This is a genomic window from Syntrophobacter fumaroxidans MPOB (genome assembly GCF_000014965.1).
In the GTDB taxonomy this organism is placed as follows: domain Bacteria; phylum Desulfobacterota; class Syntrophobacteria; order Syntrophobacterales; family Syntrophobacteraceae; genus Syntrophobacter; species Syntrophobacter fumaroxidans.
In genome coordinates this window covers 1842174-1863480 of the sequence record NC_008554.1, presented here as the reverse complement: position 1 = coordinate 1863480, position 21307 = coordinate 1842174, and the positions used below count along the sequence as shown (strand labels likewise).

Annotated in this window: 17 protein-coding genes; all 17 read right to left on the bottom strand. The window is 60.8% G+C overall.

Annotated features, from left to right (window positions below; all coding sequences use genetic code 11):
- Positions 1–364: 364 nt before the first annotated feature.
- Positions 365–3223, bottom strand: a complete 2859-nt coding sequence (locus tag SFUM_RS21590) for a hybrid sensor histidine kinase/response regulator (protein WP_011698362.1) — start codon at positions 3221–3223, stop codon at positions 365–367.
- Positions 3224–3378: 155 nt separating this feature from the next.
- A complete protein-coding gene (locus SFUM_RS07770; RefSeq protein ID WP_011698361.1) occupies positions 3379–5268 on the bottom strand; it encodes a tetratricopeptide repeat protein in 1890 nt (629 codons plus the stop codon).
- A 40-nt stretch (positions 5269–5308) separates the two neighbouring features.
- Complete coding sequence (locus SFUM_RS07765) at positions 5309–6268, bottom strand: type II secretion system F family protein (protein WP_011698360.1); 960 nt, start codon at positions 6266–6268, stop codon at positions 5309–5311.
- 133 nt (positions 6269–6401) lie between these two features.
- Positions 6402–7367, bottom strand: coding sequence for a type II secretion system F family protein (locus tag SFUM_RS07760; RefSeq protein WP_011698359.1), 966 nt, complete (start codon positions 7365–7367; stop codon positions 6402–6404).
- A gap of 20 nt (positions 7368–7387) precedes the next feature.
- Entirely contained in the window at positions 7388–8794 is a 1407-nt protein-coding gene (locus SFUM_RS07755; protein WP_011698358.1) for a TadA family conjugal transfer-associated ATPase, read from the bottom strand.
- Positions 8795–8874: 80 nt separating this feature from the next.
- Complete coding sequence (locus SFUM_RS07750; RefSeq protein WP_011698357.1) at positions 8875–10044, bottom strand: CpaE/TadZ family protein; 1170 nt, start codon at positions 10042–10044, stop codon at positions 8875–8877.
- 69 nt (positions 10045–10113) lie between these two features.
- On the bottom strand, positions 10114–11397 hold the full coding sequence (locus SFUM_RS07745) for a TadG family pilus assembly protein (protein ID WP_011698356.1): 1284 nt from the start codon (positions 11395–11397) through the stop codon (positions 10114–10116).
- A gap of 40 nt (positions 11398–11437) precedes the next feature.
- Entirely contained in the window at positions 11438–11920 is a 483-nt protein-coding gene (locus SFUM_RS07740; RefSeq protein WP_011698355.1) for a TadE/TadG family type IV pilus assembly protein, read from the bottom strand.
- A 326-nt stretch (positions 11921–12246) separates the two neighbouring features.
- Positions 12247–12588, bottom strand: a complete 342-nt coding sequence (locus SFUM_RS07735) for a hypothetical protein (protein WP_011698354.1) — start codon at positions 12586–12588, stop codon at positions 12247–12249.
- A gap of 56 nt (positions 12589–12644) precedes the next feature.
- Entirely contained in the window at positions 12645–14093 is a 1449-nt protein-coding gene (locus SFUM_RS07730; protein WP_011698353.1) for a type II and III secretion system protein family protein, read from the bottom strand.
- Positions 14094–14144: 51 nt separating this feature from the next.
- Positions 14145–15023 carry a Flp pilus assembly protein CpaB gene (gene cpaB, locus SFUM_RS07725; RefSeq protein ID WP_011698352.1) on the bottom strand — a complete coding sequence of 293 codons (879 nt, stop codon included), beginning with the start codon at positions 15021–15023 and terminating at the stop codon, positions 14145–14147.
- Between the two features lie 53 nt (positions 15024–15076).
- The gene (locus SFUM_RS07720) at positions 15077–15640 is read right to left on the bottom strand and encodes an A24 family peptidase (protein ID WP_011698351.1); all 564 of its coding nucleotides are present in this window, start codon (positions 15638–15640) and stop codon (positions 15077–15079) included.
- A 435-nt stretch (positions 15641–16075) separates the two neighbouring features.
- On the bottom strand, positions 16076–16291 hold the full coding sequence (locus SFUM_RS07715; RefSeq protein WP_011698350.1) for a Flp family type IVb pilin: 216 nt from the start codon (positions 16289–16291) through the stop codon (positions 16076–16078).
- A 171-nt stretch (positions 16292–16462) separates the two neighbouring features.
- Positions 16463–16636 (bottom strand): Flp family type IVb pilin, encoded by a 174-nt coding sequence (locus SFUM_RS07710; protein WP_011698349.1) that lies wholly within the window; start codon positions 16634–16636, stop codon positions 16463–16465.
- Positions 16637–16880: 244 nt separating this feature from the next.
- On the bottom strand, positions 16881–18275 hold the full coding sequence (locus tag SFUM_RS07705; protein ID WP_011698348.1) for a sigma-54-dependent transcriptional regulator: 1395 nt from the start codon (positions 18273–18275) through the stop codon (positions 16881–16883).
- Complete coding sequence (locus SFUM_RS07700; protein ID WP_011698347.1) at positions 18268–19743, bottom strand: two-component system sensor histidine kinase NtrB; 1476 nt, start codon at positions 19741–19743, stop codon at positions 18268–18270. Before SFUM_RS07700 ends, SFUM_RS07705 begins: the two co-directional genes overlap by 8 nt.
- Positions 19744–20610: 867 nt before the next feature.
- Positions 20611–21276 carry a methyltransferase family protein gene (locus tag SFUM_RS21585; RefSeq protein WP_011698346.1) on the bottom strand — a complete coding sequence of 222 codons (666 nt, stop codon included), beginning with the start codon at positions 21274–21276 and terminating at the stop codon, positions 20611–20613.
- Positions 21277–21307: the final 31 nt, after the last annotated feature.

The window sequence follows — 21307 nt, the reverse complement described above, 5'->3', positions numbered from 1 at the left end:
GGTGAACGCAGCATGCTTTTCCCCGCACTTCAGCCTGGTCCGCGAAGGGTGCTTGCCTTTTTAGCCTTCACGTCTTTGAACCCGCCCGTGGATGACGTGATTGAAGCTCTCGTGAAACCGCACGGCGAATCGGCGCCCGGGACTGCTTCGATCCTGCCGGCATCCCGCCCGGCGTGCACTCCATCACCGACCTGTCGACGCGGCGCACCACGACCCTCTCCTCTTCGGTAAGCACCCGTTCCGACGAGGTTTCCCCGTGGGGTATCGGTCAATCCGGAAGTTGTTGCGTGAAGGGGGTGTCTATCGAATCAACTGAACCGAGAGGGTCCGATGCAACGGGGAAAGCTCGTTTCTTCCCGCGCCGTCAATGCATGATCGATTTCAGAACCTCTCGCAGCTCGTTCATTCCAAACGGCTTAAAAATGCAGGGGATCTTCTTTTCCCTCAGCATGTTGTAAATGTCCTGGTTCACGGTATCCCCGGTTATGAACACGAACTTCTTCATGAAGGCCGGGAATTCGCTCTCGATGTTCGAAAGAAAACCCTTTCCGTCTATCCCCGGCATCCGAATGTCCGAAATAATGGCATCGACCTTGTATGTTCTCAGAACCTTCAGGCCTTCTATTGCATCGCCGGCAAGGATGGCCTGGCAGCCGTACTGGGCGAGGAACTGCTTCAGGAGCTCCAATGTGAAGGGCTCGTCGTCCACCACGAGCACGACCTTGGTCTCGCCCATGCCCGGAGGCCTGGGAAGTGATGCCGTTTCGGCGCGGCGTGCCTCCATTGCCTCGCTTTGCATGATCGGAAGACGGACCTTGAAGGCGGTTCCCTTGTCGAGGTTGCTCTCGACGAGAATCTGTCCCTGGTGCTCCTGCACGATCCCGTAAGAGACGCTGAGCCCGAGCCCCGTACCCTTTCCCACCTCTTTCGTGGTGACGAACGGGTCGAAGATCCGGTTCTTCATTTCATCCGGTATGCCCGAGCCGTTGTCCGTGATCTCGACTTCGATTACCTTACCGTCCATCATGAGCCTGCTGGAAACAGTCAGGATTTTGTCCCCGACGTTTTCGCCCATGGCGTGCTCCGCATTGTTGATGATGTTGAGGAACACCACCTGGAGTTGGAAAAAGTCGGCATGGGTGGGCGGCAGTTGGGAATCAAGGGTCATGACGAGTTGGATATTCCTGACCTTGAAATCATAGAGCCGGAGGCCCAACGTCCTCTCGAGGACCTCATTGACCTGGATCATCTGTTTTTCGGGTTTGCGTTCCCTGGCAAAGGTGAGCAGTCCCTTCACGATGGCGGACGCCCTCAACGCTTCGTTCTTGATGATTTCCAGGTGCTTCTTGTCCTTTGCGCTCGCCTGGCCCGCCTGCACCAGTTCCGAATACCCCACCACGCTGGCGAGCGGATTGTTGAGCTCGTGGGCGACCCCGGAGATGAGCTGTCCCAGTGCGGCAAGCTTTTCCGACTGGAGCACCTGCGCTTCCAGGGCTTTCCGTTGCGTCAGGTCCAGCAGGACGATCAGTATTTGAGAAACTCCCGGCATTTCGGTCACCCGGATTTCCACCTGGCGAACGGTGCCGTCGGGTCTGACGAGCTCGGACTCCCAACGGTCCAAGGGTATCGGAGGGGGAGCCTGGGTCTTGTCGACGTTGAAGAATCCTATCTTGTCGCAATCCGCTTTTCGCAGAAAGTTTTCAAGTGACAGAAACCCTTCGACCGCGTTGCGGCGAACGCCGCAAAGCCTGCAGAATTCGTCGTTGGCATGCGCGATGGTCTTGTCTTTCTCGACAATGGCCATGGCCGTGCTGACCGTGTTGAAAAGGGCCCGGTATTTCGCTTCGGAGGTCCTGATGGAATCCATGGCCCTTTCCCACTCCCCGATGTCCCGTGCCAGGGTGAGAATGCACTCGTGACCCTTGTAGAAAATCAGTTTCGCCTTCACCTCCACCGACTGGAGGCGACCTTCCTCCGATCGCCGGGAGACTTTGAACACGGTTTCACCACCCGTGAAGACCTCCGAGAACACCTTGTCGGGGTGCGCCACATCGTATATCTCCCACAACTTCTTCGTCCGCATCTCGACCGGCCCGCAGCCCGTCACGCGATAAGCGGTTTCGTTGGCCTCGATGATGTTGCCCTGCATGTCGCTGATGCAAACCGCATCGCTGACACTGTCGAAGAATTCCTTATAGCGGCTCTTGTTTTCGTATTCGTCCAGCTTGACGAGCAAGTGGTCGAAAGCCTCGTTCAACCCTTCGAACTCGGCGAACTGCCCTCCATCGGGAGGGGTGAAATCCACCTTCACGCCTCTCGATACCGCCGAGGCGCGGCCGACGAGGTACTCAAGCGGACCGACGATTCTCCGGGCGATCAGCAAAGAGAGTGCCACGAACAAGGTGAGCATGGCGAGGCCCAGCGCCCCGACGATGGCAAGGGCCTTCAGCCGAAACTCCCGCATCTTCGCGTAGGGCGCGAAGTAGACGTGCAGGGGGGAAACGGTGCTCCGGGAGACAAGGCCGTCACTCCCGCCGACCCGGCCGTCCCGGATGTCGCCGGGCTTCAGGCTCCCGAGGTCGTCGGGAGCGGGGGAGGGCGCCTCTTTTTGTCCGCCGACCCTGGCGAGACCCTCGCGGGTGGGTACGAAGACCTGCCCCCAAATCTCCCGGTCCAGGATCTGTCCGATGGAATGGTCGTCGATGGGAAGGTAGACGCAATATGCGGTCCCGATCCGTCTGTTCTGGCTCAACACGATACGGGAAAACACAACGCGGCCCGTCCCGCTCCGGTATTCCTCGTTATCGCTTGTGTCCGCGCTCCCCTTCTCGAACTCCCGCAGGGAAGCGATCACTTCTTTGGATAAATCGCCGGGCAGGAATTCGTCTTTCTGCGCGTCCCTGACGGCGAAGTAAACCCCGCTCGCGCGGGCGTACCGTGCGTTCAAGGTTGCGGTCAGCGCCGCCCTGTCGCTTGAAACCAGGCCGGCGACAACGTTCTTGTCGGAAGAGAGGGCTCCCAGTCGCTCTCGAAGTTCCCTGATCCGCTCGGAGAGAACGGCGTCCCCGCGGGCTCTGTCCGCCAGGGCCTCGGATCGAAACCCCGCTTCATCCTGCTTGCCCGCAAAAAACAGGAAAGCCGCGCAGGCTGCCGCCGTGAAACAGAGGAAGATGACGGCCAACCGGCTGACCAGGTAGAACCTGAGGCTTGAACTGTTGAACATGGCTCCGCCTTCCTTTGCGTCTTACCACCGTATTGCATGGGTGCCGCGATCACCCTTCATTTTCCGCGCGGCCGGGAACTTCGAATCCCCGGTGTCCACGACGTTCCTTGCCGGATCGAAAGGACACCGACACCACGGAAATGCGGACGTGTTTGTCACGGGTTGGCTGCAACCCCCGGGGGAGCCGGTGGGGATGGTGCCCCGACCGCTCCCGATTCCGCACCCCCCGACTTTTTCAGGTCTGACGCAGGTGCAGCGACATTCTTTTCCCGGACGGCGGTTTCCTTCGCCTCAGCGTCAGGCTTCTCTTTGCCGGTCCCGGCAGCCGGTTCGACGGCGCTCGTTTCTTTCCCCATCGTCACGGGATTGGGAGGAGCCTGCTCCCGCGGTGCCGGCGCGGGTTCGGGGGAACTCTTCGCCTTCGCGGGATCCTCCGTTTTGACGGGGTTCGTTTCCTTCCCGGTCGTCGGTTCGACGGCGCTCGTTTCTTTCCCCGTCGTCACGGGATTGGGAGGAGGCTGCTCCCGCGGTGCCGGCGCAGGTTCGGGGGAACTCTTCGCCTTCGCGGGATCCTCCGTTTTGACGGGGTTCGTTTCCTTCCCGGTCGTCGGTTCGACGGCGCTCGTTTCTTTCCCCATCGTCACGGGATTGGGAGGAGCCTGCTCCCGCGGTGCCGGCGCGGGTTCGGGGGAACTCTTCGCCTTCGCGGGATCCTCCGGTTTGACGGGGTTCGTTTCCTTCCCGGTCGTCGGTTCGACGGCGCTCGTTTCTTTCCCCATCGTCACGGGATTGGGGGGAGCCTGCTCCCGTGGTGCCGGCGCGGGCGTGGAGACGCTCTTCACCTTGGCGGAGTCCGCCGGTTCGGCGGCTTTCGTCCCTTTCACGGCCGTGACCGGTTCGATGAGGTTCTGCTCCTTGATCGGCTCGCGTTTGAGTTCCTGAAGAATCGGGGTCCTGGAAACCGCCGGGGCGCCGGACACGGGCACCGGAGAGCCGGGGGGCGGCGTCTGCCGGCCCAGGGCACCACTGGAATGCAGGGCCATTTCGGCTTTCTTGAGGTTGTCGCTGGCCTGGGCATAATAGGTGGTTCTCAGACTGACGGCTCTCTCGAACGCCCGCGCCGCTTTTTCGAATTCGCCGTCCATCATGTAGGCGCATCCCAGGTTGTTGTAGGCCTGGGCTTCATCACCCGCCTTTCCGAACGCGGCCAAAGCTTCGGACTGCCGTCCGAGCCTGCACAGTATAATGCCGAGGTTGTTGCTGATTTTCGGGTTCGTGGGCCGTTTCTGCATCGCTTCCTGGAATGCGGCGGCGGCTTTCTCGAAGTCCCCCATCATCGCGTAGGATATTCCCAGGTTGTTGTAGAGCAGTCCCTCGTCGGGTCGGACGGCGATGGCCGCCTGGTATTCCGGCACGGCCAGCTCGGGACGCTGTTTGTAGTCGTAGACGATGCCCAGGAAGTTGTGGGACATCCACAGGCTGTTGTTCAGCTTCACCGCCTCCCGGAAGTTCTTTTCCGCCTCATCGTAACGCCTGCGCTTGAAGAGCGCGTGCCCGATCCCCTCGTAGGCCTGGGCGTTGCCGGGTTCCTTCGCCAGGACCTGTTGAAAGTCCCTGATCGCCTCATCGTTCATGTCCCTGGCAAGAAACATCATGCCTCGCTTCAGACGGACCCGGGTGAGATCGGGCTCCTTGCGCAGGACCTTCTCGTAGCTGATGAAAGCCTTGGTGGTTTCCCCCTGCCTGGCAAACGTGTCACCCATCCTCTCGTAGTCGGCCTCGCTCATTTCCGGCAGCTTTTCGGCTTTTTTTATCTCCTCGGGGATGTTTGCATTCTGCTTCTCGATCTGCTTGGCATAGTGTTTCTGAAGGGAAACGCCGTCGCCCGCGTTCTTTGAGGAGCATCCCGGAAGTCCCCACGCGCAGAGGGCCACCGCAACGGCAAGGAAAGCGCCGCAGGCGCGGGGATTGCGGCGCGCCGCGCCCCGCCTCCGGCCTGTCCCCAATATTCTCGATGTGAAAACTCCGATCCGGTAATCGATCATTTGTCGGTCTGCCTCGCTGTAGAAGACAATGCAGTGAAGATCATTTCATGAACGTCCGAAACGCCCGGATCATCGCCGGTCCCATGATCACCACGAAAAGCGAAGGAAAGATGAAGAGAATCAGGGGAAGCACGAGCTTCACCGGCAGCTTGGCCGCGAGCTCCTCGGCCATCTGGTGCCTTTTGGTCCTGAATGAATCCGAATGCACTCTCAGGGCCTGGGCCACGCTGGTGCCGAACTTGTCCGTCTGAATAAGCAGGGTGGTCAGGGAATTGACGTCCTCGAGGTCCGTCCTCAAGGCCAGGTTCCTCAGCGCGTCGCGTCGCGCCTTGCCGGCCCGGAGCTCGAGATTGAGATATTTCAGTTCGTCGCTCATGGGCGCATTGGTGAGTTTCATCTCCTCGGACACGCGGTAGGTTGCGGAATCGATGCCCATCCCGGCTTCCACGCACACGACCATCAGGTCCAGGGCGTCGGGGAGGCCTCTTCGGAGTTGCTTGCGGCGCCTGGAGGTCTTGAGCCTGAGCCAGAGGTCGGGGAGGTAGAAGCCCACCAGCGCGGTCGCACAGGCGGCCACTGCGGTGAGCCGTGCGCTCATGAGCGAGAAAAAAACGGTTTTGAGCAGCAGGAAACCGAAGGCCAGGCCAAGGCCGCCCAGGCACTTCGCCCCCATGAAGACGGCCGGCGCGTTTTCCATGCGGATGCCCGCCCTCAGGAAGCGGAGCTGTTGCGCGCGCAGCTCCGACGGTTTCTCGGTCTTCATCCTCTTGCCCACTCTATCGAAAAAACTGACGATGGGGCCGCGCTTTGCACCCGTGATTTCCTGGACGGCGGGTTCGGCTTCGACGCCCGAGAGCTCCAGGCCGTCCTGCCTGATCTTTTCCATGATCCGTTTGCGGGTTTCCCGGTGGCGCCAGTAAAGGGCCACGCTCAAAACGAGCAGGCAGGCAATGACAAACACCATTGCAGCGACGATGAGAGCAAGGTTTTCTTGTGGCATCGTTCCCGTCCCCTTGAAGGGCTTGCGATTGTATGCAGAAATCGGGTCGAAACGTCGCCCCGGCGCAACCCGGAAGCCGCCGGGGGTTGTCCCCCGGGACGCGGAATGCCCTCGCCCCCTTGTCCATCCGGGGTCAAACATCGATTCGGATCATTTTTCTCATGACCACCACTCCGAAGATCATCATGCAGACGGCTATGCCGATAAGGACTCTCCCGATCCGGTCATCGGCCAGCGTCGTGATGTAGCTCCTGCTGACGACAAGGAGCGCCGCCGCGACAAATATCGGGATCGCGATCAAAATGATCGCGGAGGCCCGGCCCTCGGCCGACAGCACGCGAATCCGCCCGTACAGCTTGAACCGCTCGCGGATCAGGTGGGTGATGCTCGCGATGAGGTCGGCAAGGTTCCCGCCGGACTCCCGCTGAATGAGCACGGCCACCACGAAATAGCTCAGGTCGGGGCAGGCCACTCTCGCCGCGAGGTTCTTGAGCGCGTCCGCCACGCTCACCCCGAAGTTGATTTCATCGAGGGTCTTGTCGAACTCGGGACCGATGGGATCGTCCATTTCATCGGCCACCATTTTCATGCCCCCGGAAAAGGCATGCCCTGCCTTGAGCGCCCGGGACACGAGATCCAGGGCTTCGGGGAGTTGCCGCTGGAATTTTTCCATTCTTTGCTTGCGCCGCGACATGAGAATGAGAACCGGCACGAAGAACAGCAAAACGGCGCACAGCAAGCCGGAGTATGGGATCTTCAAAAGGCTCGTCCCGATCAGGTACCCGACGGCCGCCAGCACCAGGGCCAGCAGCAGGTAGAATCCGGCCGGATGTCCCGTGTTCGCCTGCCTGACCAGCAGGTTGAATCTTCGCACCCCGGGGATGGTGAGAAGGAGCCGGTTCAGCCAGGGAATGTCGCTGAGGTGCTCCCGCCGGACGATGTCGGGCGCCGGGGCTTCGTCCACGTATGCGGGCATCGATTTGAGGCGCTCGCGGACCTTGACGGCCTCGGGGTTTCTGATCGCGGACAGGGCGTAGCGAAGCGTTTCCAGGATGAGCAGGAAAAGGACGAACAAGACGACGGTAAACATGGCATCCATGGAAAGCCCCTCCGGGAGATTCAGATGTCGTTGACTCTTCGGGGATCGAAAATGCCTTTGGGGAGGGCGATGCTCATGGCGTCCAGTTTCTCCACGAACTTCGGCCGGATGCCGCACGCCTTGAATCTCCCCTTCACCTTGCCCTCCGCGTCGATCCCCGTCTGCTCGAAGGTGAAGATTTCCTGCATGGTCACCATGCTTCCTTCCATGCCGGTGATTTCCTGGAGACTGACGAGCTTGCGGCTTCCGTCGGCCAGGCGGGAAAGCTGGCCCACGATGTTGATGGCCGAAGCGATGTACCTTCTCAGAAAGTCGCCCGGAATCTCCAGCCCCGCCATGGCCACCATGGTCTCCAGCCTCATCAGGGCATCCCTGGGCGAGTTGGCGTGAATGGTGGTGAGCGACCCGTCGTGACCGGTGTTCATGGCCTGGAGCATGTCGAAAGCTTCCTGGCCCCTGACCTCGCCGACGATGATCCGGTCGGGACGCATTCTCAGCGTGTTCTTCACCAGTTCACGCTGGGTCACTTCGCCCTTTCCCTCGATATTCGGCGGGCGGGTTTCGAGCCTGACCAGGTGAGTCTGCTTGAGCTGAAGCTCGGCCGCGTCCTCGATGGTGACGATCCGTTCCTCCTCGGGGATAAACCGCGACAGAACGTTCAGAAGGGTCGTCTTCCCGCTGCCGGTTCCCCCCGAAATGAGGACGTTGAGCCGCGCCTTGATGATGGCCTTGAGCACTTCGCCGATTTCGGGCGTCAGGGTGTTCAGGGTGATGAGGTCTCCCATCTCGAGCGGATCTCTCGAGAAGCGGCGTATGGAAAGCGCCGGGCCTCCGAGGGAAAGGGGCGGGATAATGGCGTTCACGCGCGAGCCGTCCGGGAGGCGCGCGTCCACCATCGGCGAGGACTCGTCGATGCGCCGTCCCACGGCCGAAACGATTTTGTCGATGATCTTCCTGAGGTGCCCGTCGTCCTTGAACCTCGCCTCGGTGAGCTCCAGCTTTCCGAAGCGCTCCACGTAGATTTGCCGGTACGTGTTCACCAGGATGTCGGACACCGTCGGGTCCTGCAGGAAAGGCTCGAGGGGGCCGAATCCGAAGACTTCGTCCTGGATTTCCCGGAAGAGATGATCCCTCTCGTTGAGGTTCAACGGGATTTGATTCTCCTCCTCGAGGAGTATTCTCTCCACCAGCTTCCTGATTTGAACCTTGAGCACGTTGACGTCGAGGGAGTCGAGCAGCGAAAGGTCGATCAGGTCGATCAGGCGGTCGTGGATTCGAGTTTTCAGCTCGTAGTACTCGTTGGGAATGATGCTGCGCTTCCTGGTTCTCCTGCGCATGAGCTCTTCCGGCGCTTCGGCCCGGACCATGGCCGCGTCGTTCTCTTCCCGGGAAGACGGCTCGGGTTTGCGGTTCATAAAGTTGAACATGTAAAATCACCTCCGCGGTGTCGGTCCATTCAGGAAAAACAAACGGCACGGGCGGTCGCGCCCGGCGGATCGGCCGGGGCCTAGTGGCTCCGGCGAAAGAGTTTTAGCCCCCAGCCGGCTCCGTCATCCCTGGATTTCTTCCCGAGCAGGGTGACGGCAAGATCGTCGATACTGGCGGTGACGGGCGATCTGGGAGCCACCACCGACAGCACCTTCCCCTGGTTCATGGACGACATGGTCGCCTTGTAGTCGTTGGGGATGGTCCAGAATATCTTCTTGTTCAAACTGCGCTCGGCGTCTTTCAGGGACACGTCGGTGTTCTTGACGTACCGGCTGACGATCACCTTCACGTTGTCCTCGTGGGGGTATCCCAGGTCGAAAAAAAGTCTCAGCAGCCGGTTGACGTTGGCGAGACAGGGAAGGCTCAGCACGGAGACGAGAAAAACCGTGTCCGCCATTTCCAGGACCTTCAACGAGACGTCGTCCGCGGTCTGGCCGGCGTCGATGACCACGAAATCGAAAACCCTGCGCATCAGGGTGAGAAGCTGTTCCATAACGTCCGGCGTGGCCGCGTGCTGTCCGGCGAGCTGGCTGGGCGAGGAGAGCACGTAGAGGCCCGAGGAGTGCTGGTGCAGCACGCTCATGAGGAAGGTGGCGTCGAGCCGGGTGATGTTCCTGGCGATTTCGCCCCAGTGGTAGGACGGAGTGATGTCGAGCAGGAGGGGGATCTCCCCGAACAGGAGGTTCATGTCCATAAGGGCCACGGATTTCAAATGGTCGTTCCGGATGATGCTGCCGGCGAGGTTCACCGCAATGGTGGTGGTCCCGACCCCGCCCTTGCTTCCCACCAGGGAGATGATCCGGCCGCTTTTCGAGGTTTTCTTCTCCTTGAGGCTGAGCCGGCGCCGCTCGATGAACTTCTCCAGAGACTGCCGGAACTCCTTTTCCTGGATGGGCTGAGACAGGAATTCCCTGGCTCCGGCTCTCAGCGCCTGCACCAGGATGTCCTTGTCCGGCTTGGAGCTCGTGAGGAAGACTTCTCCCACCGTCCCGAGGCTCAGAAGCGACTGCAGGGCATGGAACTCCTTTTCGGGCTCATACCCGATCTCCATGACCAGGAGATCCGCCGGACCCGAGTCGTCAGGATTGCCGATCGCAAATCCCGGCACCGATTTGAGCACGCGCTCCAGCGCCGCCCGGGTGGGAGTGTCTCTGACGTCCAGGACCACCGAAATCAAATCCTGAGTCATCTTCGCTCCTTGATGGGTTCCATTTTCAGAGACATCCCCCTTTCAATCGTTTATCCAGCCGGGCCGGCATCACCGGACGAGCACCGGGATCTTCGCAAGGATGCCGAAATTCTTCCCGCCCGTGCCGCCCTCGGGATCGTGGGGGGTGCAGCTCGGCAGCATGTAGATGGAATTCTTGGCGATCGGCGCATTCTGGTTGTCGGCGTTCTTCAGATTGTAATAGCTCACGAACTCGTTCCAGCACTGGTTGATCTGGGCCTGCGTGGAGTCCTTGGTGAGAGGAACGCTGCACGCCCATGGGGCTTTTTCCGCCGTGTTCATCATCGACGGCACCTCGTCATAGTTGAGCTTGTTCGTGTTGATCACGTCCGTTATCCAGACCACGGTGACCTCGACGGCCCCCACCACCTTCGAGCAGGGCCCGGGGTTGTTCCCGGGGCATTCCACGACGGGAAGAACCAGCGGGAGGGGATTTCCGGCGCGAAGCGAATCGATCCAACAGCTGAAGATGCTCTTGCGATAGGTGCTGTCCTGCATGCCGCCGCTGGTTCCCATCCCCGTGCCCAAAATGATGGGTGTGGGGTTGGAGCCGCCGCAACCGGCCAGCAGTTGGGCCATGTCGTTTGCATTGGCGGTTTCGCACGGCTGGCTGTAGTTCGTCCACGCCGCGGTGTTGTGCCCGGCGCCCGAGCCGCTGTTGATCATGCGCCCGATGGAGCAGGAGTAGTTGCCCTCGGCATCGAGAAGACTTTCCTGGCACATGGCGATGGGCTTATCCACGTTAAGGGGATACAGCGTTCCCGCAAACCCGATGTATGCCACGGCTTCGGCCGCCAGGGCGAAGGAATCGTAGCCGAAAATCCTCGAGAAGAACGACGGCGCCGCCGGAGCGCTCCTGTGGGTGGTCACCTTCACGGCGTTGATGAAATCGGTATTGGCGTCGAGCTCTTCGGTGCTCACGTTCCAGAGGCTCACGGGCAGCAGCGAGGCATTGGGCGTGAACGTTCCGGTGGCGAATGAGTAGTGCCCCCGCTGCACGTCCCCCGAATTGCCGTTCAGAGTCACCTCCACCGCCGTTCGAACCGCAGTGTTGCGCATGGCCGCCTCTTGCCCGATCACGTTGGCCGTCGGTTGGACCGCGGTGCCGTCATTGTTGTAGAGTGCCGCCGCCCCGGCCAGCGCCCCGGCGTCGGCCGCGTTCTGCAGTTCGTTTCGGACCACGTACAGGTAGCCGATATCCACGGCAAAGGCGCCGAAACCCAGGAGCATCACGAGGGCAAGGGCGACAATGATCACCGTCGCTCCGTCCCTTTCGGAGAGCCTTGATTTTGAGAAAATCGCATGTTTTTTCATCGCACCAGCCTCCTTCCCCGCAGGTGAAGCCCTCTTGAATCTAGACTGCCGGGCCCTGGTACTCGTAGCGCATCACCGCGTTTGCCGACAGATTGATGTCCTGCCCCAGGCCGCCGCCGAAAAAGGACGTGATGAACCGGGGCAGCACGATAAACGTGTAGGGATAGCTGATCGTGACCCTGCGATAGTTTTGCCCGTTCACGGTTTCCTCGGCCACATTGATGTCGGCGTCCCCCAGCACCTTGGTCCCGAAGGTGATGAGATACTGCTGCGCGTAGTTGCGCACGACCTGCCTGACTTCCGCTTCACTCTTCGGTGTGGCGGTGCCGTCGGCTGCCGCGCCGTAGAGAATCCCGAACCGCGCGCCTTCCCTGCTGGCGTTGGTGATCACCGCCTGGTCGTAGAGAATGATCCCGAACTCGATGATGCCGAACAACAGGAGCACGAGCAGCGGCAGGATGAGCGCGAACTCGATGGCCGCCACGCCTTTGCGGAACCTGGGCACGACACGTTTCGTCTTCATTTTTGCAACCTCCTCCCGCCGTCATGCCGGTGCGGTCCGGCATCCGTGGAGTGGCCGTGGAATCACCGCGTGCCTGCGAAAGTGAGCCGGCACGGTACATCCTCGTAATTTGAAGCGATCCCACGGCGCATGACGATTCGCGGAAACGTCGAGCCGCGAACGCCTGAGCCGATTCTCCGGGCCCCCGGATTCCCGCCCCGGCGGGAATGACGGTGACAACCCGCGTTCTTCGTTGCGCGCCGCGTGGCGCGCATCCATTCGCGGGAATGGTGGATACCGGTTCCCTCGAGTCTTTCGGAAGACCCCCGGGAAGACCCGGTCCGGTCCTACTTCCCGCCTTGCTGCTTGATGAACGCCGCGGGCAAATAGCTCCCCCCCGTCTTGCCGGCCGACGATTCACCTTCTTTCCCGAAACTCTTGTAGTACTTGTCCATGACGAGCTCGGCGGCCCTCCCGTCCAGCCCTTCCACCGGCGCGAGGTCCCTTCCCGCATCCGGGTTCAGGGCCTGGTCCGCTCTTGCCTTCCTGAATGCGTCCCCGAAGGTGTCCTCCGGAGGCGGCGGGCCGCAGCAGTAAAGATCGAAGGGCCAATCGGGCTCGAAAGCCCGGGCGGAGCCGACCGTTGCCACAAGGAGCAAAACCGCGACCAAGAACAGTTTGAATTTCATCTATCTCCCTCCCTCACCAGGAAGTGCATGTTCGTAAGATTCGCAACCGCGCCCCGCTACGGCACGGTGTGGCCGAATTCCCCGTCGAACCCCGCTTTTTTGTCGGTGATCGGCAGCGGCGCGCGCGGCGCCGGCTTTGGGGCTCGCCCCTGCAACAGGCCCAGGAAGAAGAACTCCGAATCGCTGGGCTCGATGAACTTGTCCGTCGGCAGCGGCTGGGTGGCCACGTCTATGGGCTTCGCCAGCCGCGGCGTGACGATTACGATCAGTTCCGTCTCGTTTCTCTGGAAGGAAACGCTGCGGAAAAGCGCTCCCAGCACCGGAATGCTTCCCAGGATCGGGAATTTCTTCGCGTCCTCCCGGATGGTGTCCTTGAGCAGCCCCGCGATGGCGAAGCTCTGACCGTCGTTCAACTCGATGGCCGTGGAGACCTTCCTGGTGGTGAGACCCGGGACGGCAACCCCGGCTATGTTGATCGCCGTGGTGTAGTCGAGCTCCGACACCTCGGGGGCGACGATGATGTTCATCCGCTTGTCGTTGAGCACCGTCGGCGTGAAGGCCAGGCTGACGCCGAACTGCTTGTACTCGATTCCCACGGTCCCGAGCCCCTGCGGCACGGGGATGGGAAACTCCCCCCCGGCCAGGAAGCTGGCCGACTGGCCGCTCATGGCGATGAGCGTCGGCTCGGCAAGAACCTTGACGAGGCCGTCTTCCTTGAGGGCGTCGATGAACGCCGTCCAGGTGAACGGTCCCCCGAGGATGTGAAACAGCGAGTTGACCGTGGGCGCGAAGGTGAACTCACTGCTGGACCCGGAGGCGGACCCGGCGAACTTGTCCAGGGAAGCCAGGTTCCCGAGCAGCGAAGCCCCCATGCTCCCGTTCACGTTCCAGATGGAATTGATTCCCAGCCGGTTGGTGAGGGTGCGCGACATTTCCGCCACGCGCACTTCCAGCATCACTTGGTGCACGCCCGACACCTGGAGCAGGTTGATCACCTTTTTCCCGCCGCTGTACGCCTCGGCAAGCGTCATGGCCTGGGCGAGATGGGTCGAGCTGGAGATCGTTCCCGAGAGGGTCAGCGAGTCATGGGAGGCGGAAACCTTGATGTCCCGTTCTCCGGGAAGGACCTCGTGCAGCTTCTCCTTGAGCCGCATGGTGTCCGGGGCCACCTCGATGTCATAGATCGCGGACACCTTGTCGTCGCTCTGCCACAGAGTGAGGTTCGTCACCCCGGTGGCCTTGCCGGTAATATAAATCTGCGTCGGGGAGAGTGCCACGATGTCGGCGACGTCCGGGGAACCCAGGGTGGTGCGCACCACCGGGGCGCCGCTCCGCACGATGACCGACTTGCCCACCTGGAGGTGAATCTTCCTCGCGGCATGTTCCCCCGTGACCACCTTGACCGGCCCGGCGGCGTGGAGCGCGGAAGAAGAGATCAACACCAGAGAGAAGGCAAGGACCATGGATGCCTTCACGAACCCCACCAAACCCAGCCTGCTGCACATAGACAGGTATCCTTTCCTCTCCTCGGGTTTCTCCAGGAAGCGGTTTCCCCCTTACCGCCTGTTTTCGAAATCGACCTGCGAGACCTTGGAGCCCTTGATGATTTCCATCCGGGAAAAGGATCTCGCCTGTTCTTTCCTTGCTTCGGGTTCGGACTTCACGACGGGCTGGGCGGACACCATTTTCATGCGGGGCCGGTAGGCATCCAGCGCGTCGGCGATGGTCGTCCCCATGGTGTAAACCACCTCGGTGTCGGTCACGTTTCTCAGGGCGAAATGGAGCTTGCCCAGGGAAGCCGCGAACGCCAGCCGCTCCGCTTCCTCCGGCGTGACCTCGAGCGTGAAGACGTCCACCGGGCCCGGCTCGGTCCCCGCCTTCTTGTCGATCACCGTGCCGGTGGCGAGCACCTTAACGTTTTCCAGCACCACCTTGCTCGTGCTGGGGGTCTTTTCCTGTGTGTCCCTGATGGTGACCAGCACGTCGACGAAATTTCCGGGCTGGATGAAACCGGCCAGCCCGATGACTTTGTCACCCGCCACGGCGATGGCGCGCTTGCCCACGCTGACGACCGCCGACACCCCACCGGTCGTCACGCTGAGGGGGGCGAGCTTGGACTCCAGGAGCTGCTCACCCTGCTTGACCGGGGTTATGAGGACCCTGCCCTCGATCTTTGCCGGGTCCGAAAAATACCCGGCCGGCAGGTGCTTGGGAGGATATTCCGCCATCTTCACCATTTCCCGGGTCAGCTTGGTTCCCCAGGGGAGATCGGCGCTGGCCAGGGCCACCTGCACGCCTCCCGGCTCCGCCTTTTCCGTGACGACCGTCGTCTGCACGCCGGTCTTCATCTGAACCCATTTGTAGACGACAACGGAGGCCACCAGCGCCAATACGATCGCCAGGGCCAGCGGAAATATCGCTCTGAATCTCGCCATGTGTCACCTCGCCAGGCTGTTGCGGACAATACTGCGCCGAAGTTTGGGGCCGTTCAAGACCATAGAAGATGTGAAACGTCGTACCCGAGCCATTCCAGGGCCATGAACGCGATCGTGCCCGTCGCTATGGCCGCCCCGTAGGCAAGCCCGGGTCTTTTCAAATCCCCGCCGGGAGGCACGCCGCTCGCTCGACCTTCGGCCGGGAGCCTTCGTGCCGCGGCCCACGCGGCACTGAGCCGTTTCATCGTGTGCTTCGAATTCAGGACCATGAGAATGACTGCAAGAACACCACCGGCGACGCACGTCAACAGGAACGCGGCGAACACTCCCCGCGACCCCAGAATCGATCCGACCGCGCCCATGAGCTTGACGTCGCCGGCACCCATTATCCCCAGTAGATAAGGGAATATCAAAAACACGATCCCGAGGCCCAGGCCCTTCAGGCTGAATACCAATCCTTCCAGACCGCCGCTCAAGGCGTGAAACGAAAGCCCCACGGCAACCATCGGGAACGTGTACACATTCCTGATTCTGTGCTTGCGCATGTCTTCCACGGCGACCACGATCAGGACCACGCAGAGTAATCCTCCGAGGATGCCGTTCAGCGATGCCGCCATGAGAGACCGCCTCTGAATGTTGAAAGACCCATTGACCCGAACACGTCAAGAGCGAGCCAATGGTAAAGTTGCCCCGGTCCAGCGCCGTCACATAGATACCAGGACCGACATCTTGACCGCCTAAACCCCTATAAAATAATTGTTAACAATCAGACTTTCTACTGGCTAGCATTAATTATTGATTCACTGCTAGCACCTATCATTCCCCGAAGTCAATAGAAAAACTGTCAAAACAGTGAAATAGACGCCCAAAATCCCATGCGGGGCACGGTCGGCTACACAAGAACGGTGCGGGGGTATGAACTGAAGCGTATTGTGGATGAATTCCACTCTTGACATGCAAAGTCCGGAGTCCCGCAACTTCAAGGTTCCAGGGAAGACGGCACTGAACGGGGGAAGAGTCTGATTCTGCAATGCGGATTCCGACGCGGGATTTCATCCTCCGCTCAGAGCACTGACCACCGCATTGGTCCAGTAATTGAAAATGTTGATGACGCTGTCGCTCGTGGCCACCATGGCCGACGCCGCGGCGAGCACGATCAAAGAGGCGATCAGGGCATACTCGATGGCGGTGGTTCCCCGTTCTTCGCAGAGCAAGATGCGGAGGCCGGACAACAAACTCTCAAACCCGGAATTGTTTTCGCCTCTCATCGTAGGAACCTCTCGGCTATGAGTCCTGTTCAGTTATCCGTCCGTCGCTTTGGGCATCCCGCCTCAACAACCTGGGCGATCAAGAACCGGCGGTCGGAAACGGTTGCGGGTCCGGCCGTTGCGGCCGGACCGTACCCCCACACAAAGATACCCCCACAACGCTACGCTCCGCTAATTGAGCGCGCCTAACAACTCGGCGGCGACCCTATTGAAGACGGCCGTGAGATTCGTGCCCACGGAGGTAACCGCAACAATGATCGCGACGGCGATCAGGGCGGCGATGAGACCGTACTCGATCGCGGTCACGCCTTCTTCGTCTTTCAGGAACTTGATGAACTTTTTCATGTTGCACTCCTTTTTTGTCATTTGAATTTTTGGGTTCGGAGAACACCAAAACTGTTTTGCCCGATTAGAGTAGCAACAACCGTGCCATCGATTGCGATTGAGGCTGTGCGCGCTTTTGGCGCCGGGTGAGTCTACTATTGGTAGATCGTTCTCGAAGAAGAGGCAGTCCGCAATCGCGCATTTGGCGAAATGGAATCCGCCGGGCGGTATGAGCGTCGAAACAGGTTTGAGGCGCGGCGGGGTTTCATTGAGAGAATTCCTCGGTATGTCGTTCACCGTCATACCGTATGCCGTGCTTTTTCATCTTCTTCCAGAAATTCTTGGCGCTGAGGCCCAGCATTTCCGCCGCCCTGGTCTGCACTCCGCCGCATTTGCGCAGGGCGTCGAGAATGAGATTCCGCTCCAGCTCATCGAGCGTATCCCCGAGGGACATTGCCTGCCCCCCCTCTTCGGCCAGGGTGTTGGAATGCTTCTGCAGGGCGATGGTCACCGCCTCGGGCGAGACCGTGGTTCCCCTGTTGACGATGGCCACGCGCTCCAGCAGGTTGGCAAGCTCCCGCACGTTGCCGGGCCAGTCGTGGCCGAACAGCAGCTCCATGGCTTCCCTGGAAATCCCGGACAGGTCGGTGCCCAGTTTCACGTTGATTTCCCTCAGGAAATGCCCGACCAGGAGCGGCAGGTCCTCCTTGCGGTCGCGCAGCGGCGGCACGTGAATGGCGGCGACGTTCAACCGGTAGTAGAGGTCCGCCCGGAACTCCTTGCGGGTGACAAGCTCCAGGAGGTCGCGGTTGGTCGCGGCGACCACCCGCACGTCCACCTTCACCGGCTTCTTCCCGCCGAGCCGGTCCACCTGCTTCTGTTCCACCACCCGCAGCAGCTTCGCCTGGAGGCTCGACGGCATGTCCCCGATTTCGTCGAGGAAGATGGTGCCGGTGTGCGCCTGCTCGAATTTCCCCTGCCTGGAGGAGACGGCCCCGGTGAACGCCCCGCGCTCGTAGCCGAACAATTCGCTCTCGAGAAGTGTTTCCGGGATGGACGCGCAGTTGATCTTGATGCAGGGCGCGCTCGCCCTTGCGCTCAGCATGTGGAGCATGTCGGCCACCAGTTCCTTGCCCGTCCCGCTTTCTCCCGTGACGAGAACGGTGGTTTCGAGCGGGGCGATCCTGGCGACCATCGCTTTCACCCGTTTCATGCCCTCGCTCTGCCCGATGATCCGGTCGATGGGCTCCGTCGTCCCCGTGCGCTTGCGCAGCTCGCTGAGCTCCTTCTGGAGTCTTCTTTTTTCCAGGGCTCTGCGGATGACGACATCCATCTCCTGCAGGCTGAAAGGCTTGGTGAAATAGTCGTACGCCCCGTTTCTGACGGCTTCCAGGGCGACGTCCCGGGTGCCGTGGGCCGTGATGACGATGATCTCGCCCTGTTCGTCGAAATTCCTGATCCGGCAGATGGCATCGATTCCCGTCATGCCGGGGAGCCGCACATCCAGAAAAATCAAGTCGTAGGAGGCGTGTTTGACCCTGTCCAGGGCCTCCTCGGCGGAAACGGCGGAATCGGTTTCGTAGCCCCTCTTCTTGAGAAACTCGTTGAGGGCGATCTGCATGCCCGGATCGTCGTCGACAATGAGAATTTTCTCAGCCATGGTACTCCACCGGTTCGTCCAGCGGGGACTCGAGCGTGTGATTTTCCGGCAGGAGGATATGGACCGAGGCTCCGCCGGAAGGTCTGTTCGCGAATTCGATCCTGCCGCCGTGGGCGTTGATGATATTGTAGGTGCAAGCCAACCCGAGCCCCGTGCCGTGCGATTTCGTCGTAAAGAAGGGCTCGAAAACCTTCTGCAGATTGGACTCGGGGATCCCGGGCCCGTCGTCCTTGACCCGGATCCCGATCACGCTTCCGTTGGCCGTGCCGCCCCGCTCATACGTGGCGGAAACCTTGATGTGCCCTCCGGCGGCGCAGGCCTCGAACGCGTTGATGAGAACGTTCAGGAAGGCCTGGCAGAGTCTTTCCGGGTCGCACCAGACGGGCGGAAGCACGGGATCGTATTGTTCCTCGACGTTCACGCCCTTTTCGGGAAAACTGTGCCGGGCGAGATCGATCATCTGGGAAAGCAGGACGGGGAGCTCGGCTTTCTCCACGTTCAGCAGGGAGCTGCGGGAGAAGGAGAGAACGTCCTCGATGAGCCGGTCCAGCCTGCCCACCTGGTCCAAAATGACGTCGGCATATTTCGCCTGCGTCTCGTCCGGCCTCAAGTCCTCTCGAATCAACTCCGTTAGGGTTTTGATGGAACCGAGCGGATTGCGGACCTCGTGAGCGATATGCGCGGAGACCTTCCCCACGGCGGCAAGCCGTTCCAACTTCTGGATCTGGTTTCTCACCGAGACGATATCCGTCTGATCCTTGAACGATATGGTGACTCCGCGCTGCCCTCCGCTCAATTCCACCGGGCTGACACCCACCCAGAGCACAAGCTCCGCTTTGGCGTCCGTGGACAGGCGGATGAGGCTCGAATGGCTTTCGGTCCCCTCGAAACCCTTGAGCACCATCCGGTGGAAAGACTCGTTGCGGAGGCTTTTCGGGACGATCTCCTCCAGGCGTCTCCCCCTGATGTTCCACAACGCCGTGTTGAACAATCGCGCCGCCCTCCTGTTCAGCGCCCGTACCTCCCCCGCGGCGTCCACCGTGATGAGCGCTTCGGGAAGGTTTTCCAGGATGTAGCTGTCCTGAATGAAGCGGTCGAGGGTGACTTCGACTTCGTCGAGAATGATCCCCAGGGCCTTCATCTCGTTCGCGGCTTCGGACTTCTGCATGGATTCGGGCCCCACGGGAATCATGGAGCTTGCCTTGACCATGAGTCTCTTCAGGTTGCGGCTGATGAGAAAGGCGGCCAGGAGGTTGAGCAGAAACGACAGGATGATCGTGCAGAACACAGACAGCAGGATCACCGTCCTCAGGTCCGGCATGGAATCCTGCCCCGGCCACGGCAGCTGCTGGGGCATCAGGTAGGAGGTCAGGAGCGCTCCGACGAGCATCAGAATGGACGTGGCAACCGGCAGAGCCACGATGAGGCGCAAGCGCACTTTGGGCTTTGTTGAACCCTGCTTATCCATGGCATTCCCCGACAGGGCGAATTCTCGAACGTCCCGCCGATCGCGGTGGAAGGCACCGCTCCAGGGTGCCGGAGGCTGTTCCGCTCCCACAGTGGCTCGCGTGGGCGAAATAGCGGGCGTCTACTTTTTGGCGATTGCCCAGATTCCGGCCACCGGCTTGCGCCCATGAGGAACTTTGCGCCTTGTCTCAAAAGCCGGGGCCCGGGAAAATCGCACGAAGCCCTTTTTCACCCGTGCATGACATCCGGCGGAACCTTGCCCGCGTCAGTTTATGGAGACGTCTATAGTGAATCAACTACATGAAAAGTCACCAGGAATCACTTTCATTCGATTGTAATTTAGATTATCCGATAAAGCGGCATGCGTCCAGCCATTTTTTCTTATTGAGACGCCGCTCGAAGCGTTATCGGCGGCATTCCGAATAGAAGACGGGTCGCTCATGTCTTCCTGCAAACATTAAGCAAGAACCGTGTGAACATGAATCGCCAAAACCGGAAGTCGCGTAGCAAGGGTGGGTTGCGCGCCGGCGCGGCCCACGATTTTAACATCCTTGCCCCTGCCGTCCCGGCCACGTAGTCAGGGGCGGGCGGGCATAAAGCCCGCCCCTTGCTACGGACCGATGTGCCCGTCAGAACCCGCCCGTCAGGAGGTAACGCGGGCGGGATAAACCCCGCCCTCACGGACCGATGTGCCCGTCAGACGTAGCCGGAGGTGGCGCGAGCGGGATAAACCCCTGGGACCGTGCGGATCCGTAGGGTGGGCACGGTTCCTCCGTGCCCACGATCAGGCCGGGCTTCGTGCCCCCGCAAACCATGAAAACAGACTCACGCGGGAATGTATCTTCCACATATATATGACTCCCGAAAGCTAGAAAACTCCGGGCAGCAGGCGGGGGGTTCGGGAAGCATACCCTTCGTATTCCGGGAACATTGCCGCGAGGAGCTTTTCCTCCTGCAAGGCCCGATAAACCTGGCACGCCGCAAGCAGGACAAAGATGAGCACCTTGGCCGGCGCGACGCCCGCAAGCACGAAACCCGCCACCGTCACCAGTTCGCCGAGATAGAGCGGGTGCCGCACCAGGCGATAGGGGCCGTGCATCACCAGGCTTCGCGTCTGGGGGATAATGCTGAAGCTCCTGCCGAGGGCGAAAAGCGCCGCAAGCGCAAAGGCCATGCCCGAGGCCATGATCACGTTGGCGCCGAGCATCACCACCGGGCTCGCGTCTGAAGCGCCGCCGGCCAGAGGGATGGCGAAGGGAAGGAAGCTTGCCCCCACGGCAATGGACCTGGCAGGGATGGACCGGGTCGTTGAGCTCGCGGCGGTTCTCATGAAATAGAGAACGACAATCAGCACGTAGAATGCAACAATGAGCAGGCGGTGTACCAGCAGGAGTGCCTTCGCCGCATCCAGCGGGAAAAGCGAGCTCAGACCTCCGAGGAGCCCCCGGGCGCTGAAGAAGAGGAGAAGAGCAAACACCGGGGCCGCCACCAGCCTCCCGATGTCCATGCGTGACGTCTTCACTTGTGTTTTCATAAACCGTCCCTTCCGCACCGGCGAGACTCCG

Bases quoted from the DNA above. Each gene is read 5' to 3' on its own strand.
- SFUM_RS21590 (WP_011698362.1), bottom strand. From the start codon at position 3,223: ATGTTCAACAGTTCAAGCCTCAGGTTCTACCTGGTCAGCCGGTTGGCC.
- SFUM_RS07770 (WP_011698361.1), bottom strand. From the start codon at position 5,268: ATGATCGATTACCGGATCGGAGTTTTCACATCGAGAATATTGGGGACA.
- SFUM_RS07765 (WP_011698360.1), bottom strand. From the start codon at position 6,268: ATGCCACAAGAAAACCTTGCTCTCATCGTCGCTGCAATGGTGTTTGTC.
- SFUM_RS07760 (WP_011698359.1), bottom strand. From the start codon at position 7,367: ATGGATGCCATGTTTACCGTCGTCTTGTTCGTCCTTTTCCTGCTCATC.
- SFUM_RS07755 (WP_011698358.1), bottom strand. From the start codon at position 8,794: ATGTTCAACTTTATGAACCGCAAACCCGAGCCGTCTTCCCGGGAAGAG.
- SFUM_RS07750 (WP_011698357.1), bottom strand. From the start codon at position 10,044: ATGACTCAGGATTTGATTTCGGTGGTCCTGGACGTCAGAGACACTCCC.
- SFUM_RS07745 (WP_011698356.1), bottom strand. From the start codon at position 11,397: ATGAAAAAACATGCGATTTTCTCAAAATCAAGGCTCTCCGAAAGGGAC.
- SFUM_RS07740 (WP_011698355.1), bottom strand. From the start codon at position 11,920: ATGAAGACGAAACGTGTCGTGCCCAGGTTCCGCAAAGGCGTGGCGGCC.
- SFUM_RS07735 (WP_011698354.1), bottom strand. From the start codon at position 12,588: ATGAAATTCAAACTGTTCTTGGTCGCGGTTTTGCTCCTTGTGGCAACG.
- SFUM_RS07730 (WP_011698353.1), bottom strand. From the start codon at position 14,093: ATGTGCAGCAGGCTGGGTTTGGTGGGGTTCGTGAAGGCATCCATGGTC.
- cpaB (WP_011698352.1), bottom strand. From the start codon at position 15,023: ATGGCGAGATTCAGAGCGATATTTCCGCTGGCCCTGGCGATCGTATTG.
- SFUM_RS07720 (WP_011698351.1), bottom strand. From the start codon at position 15,640: ATGGCGGCATCGCTGAACGGCATCCTCGGAGGATTACTCTGCGTGGTC.
- SFUM_RS07715 (WP_011698350.1), bottom strand. From the start codon at position 16,291: ATGAGAGGCGAAAACAATTCCGGGTTTGAGAGTTTGTTGTCCGGCCTC.
- SFUM_RS07710 (WP_011698349.1), bottom strand. From the start codon at position 16,636: ATGAAAAAGTTCATCAAGTTCCTGAAAGACGAAGAAGGCGTGACCGCG.
- SFUM_RS07705 (WP_011698348.1), bottom strand. From the start codon at position 18,275: ATGGCTGAGAAAATTCTCATTGTCGACGACGATCCGGGCATGCAGATC.
- SFUM_RS07700 (WP_011698347.1), bottom strand. From the start codon at position 19,743: ATGGATAAGCAGGGTTCAACAAAGCCCAAAGTGCGCTTGCGCCTCATC.
- SFUM_RS21585 (WP_011698346.1), bottom strand. From the start codon at position 21,276: ATGAAAACACAAGTGAAGACGTCACGCATGGACATCGGGAGGCTGGTG.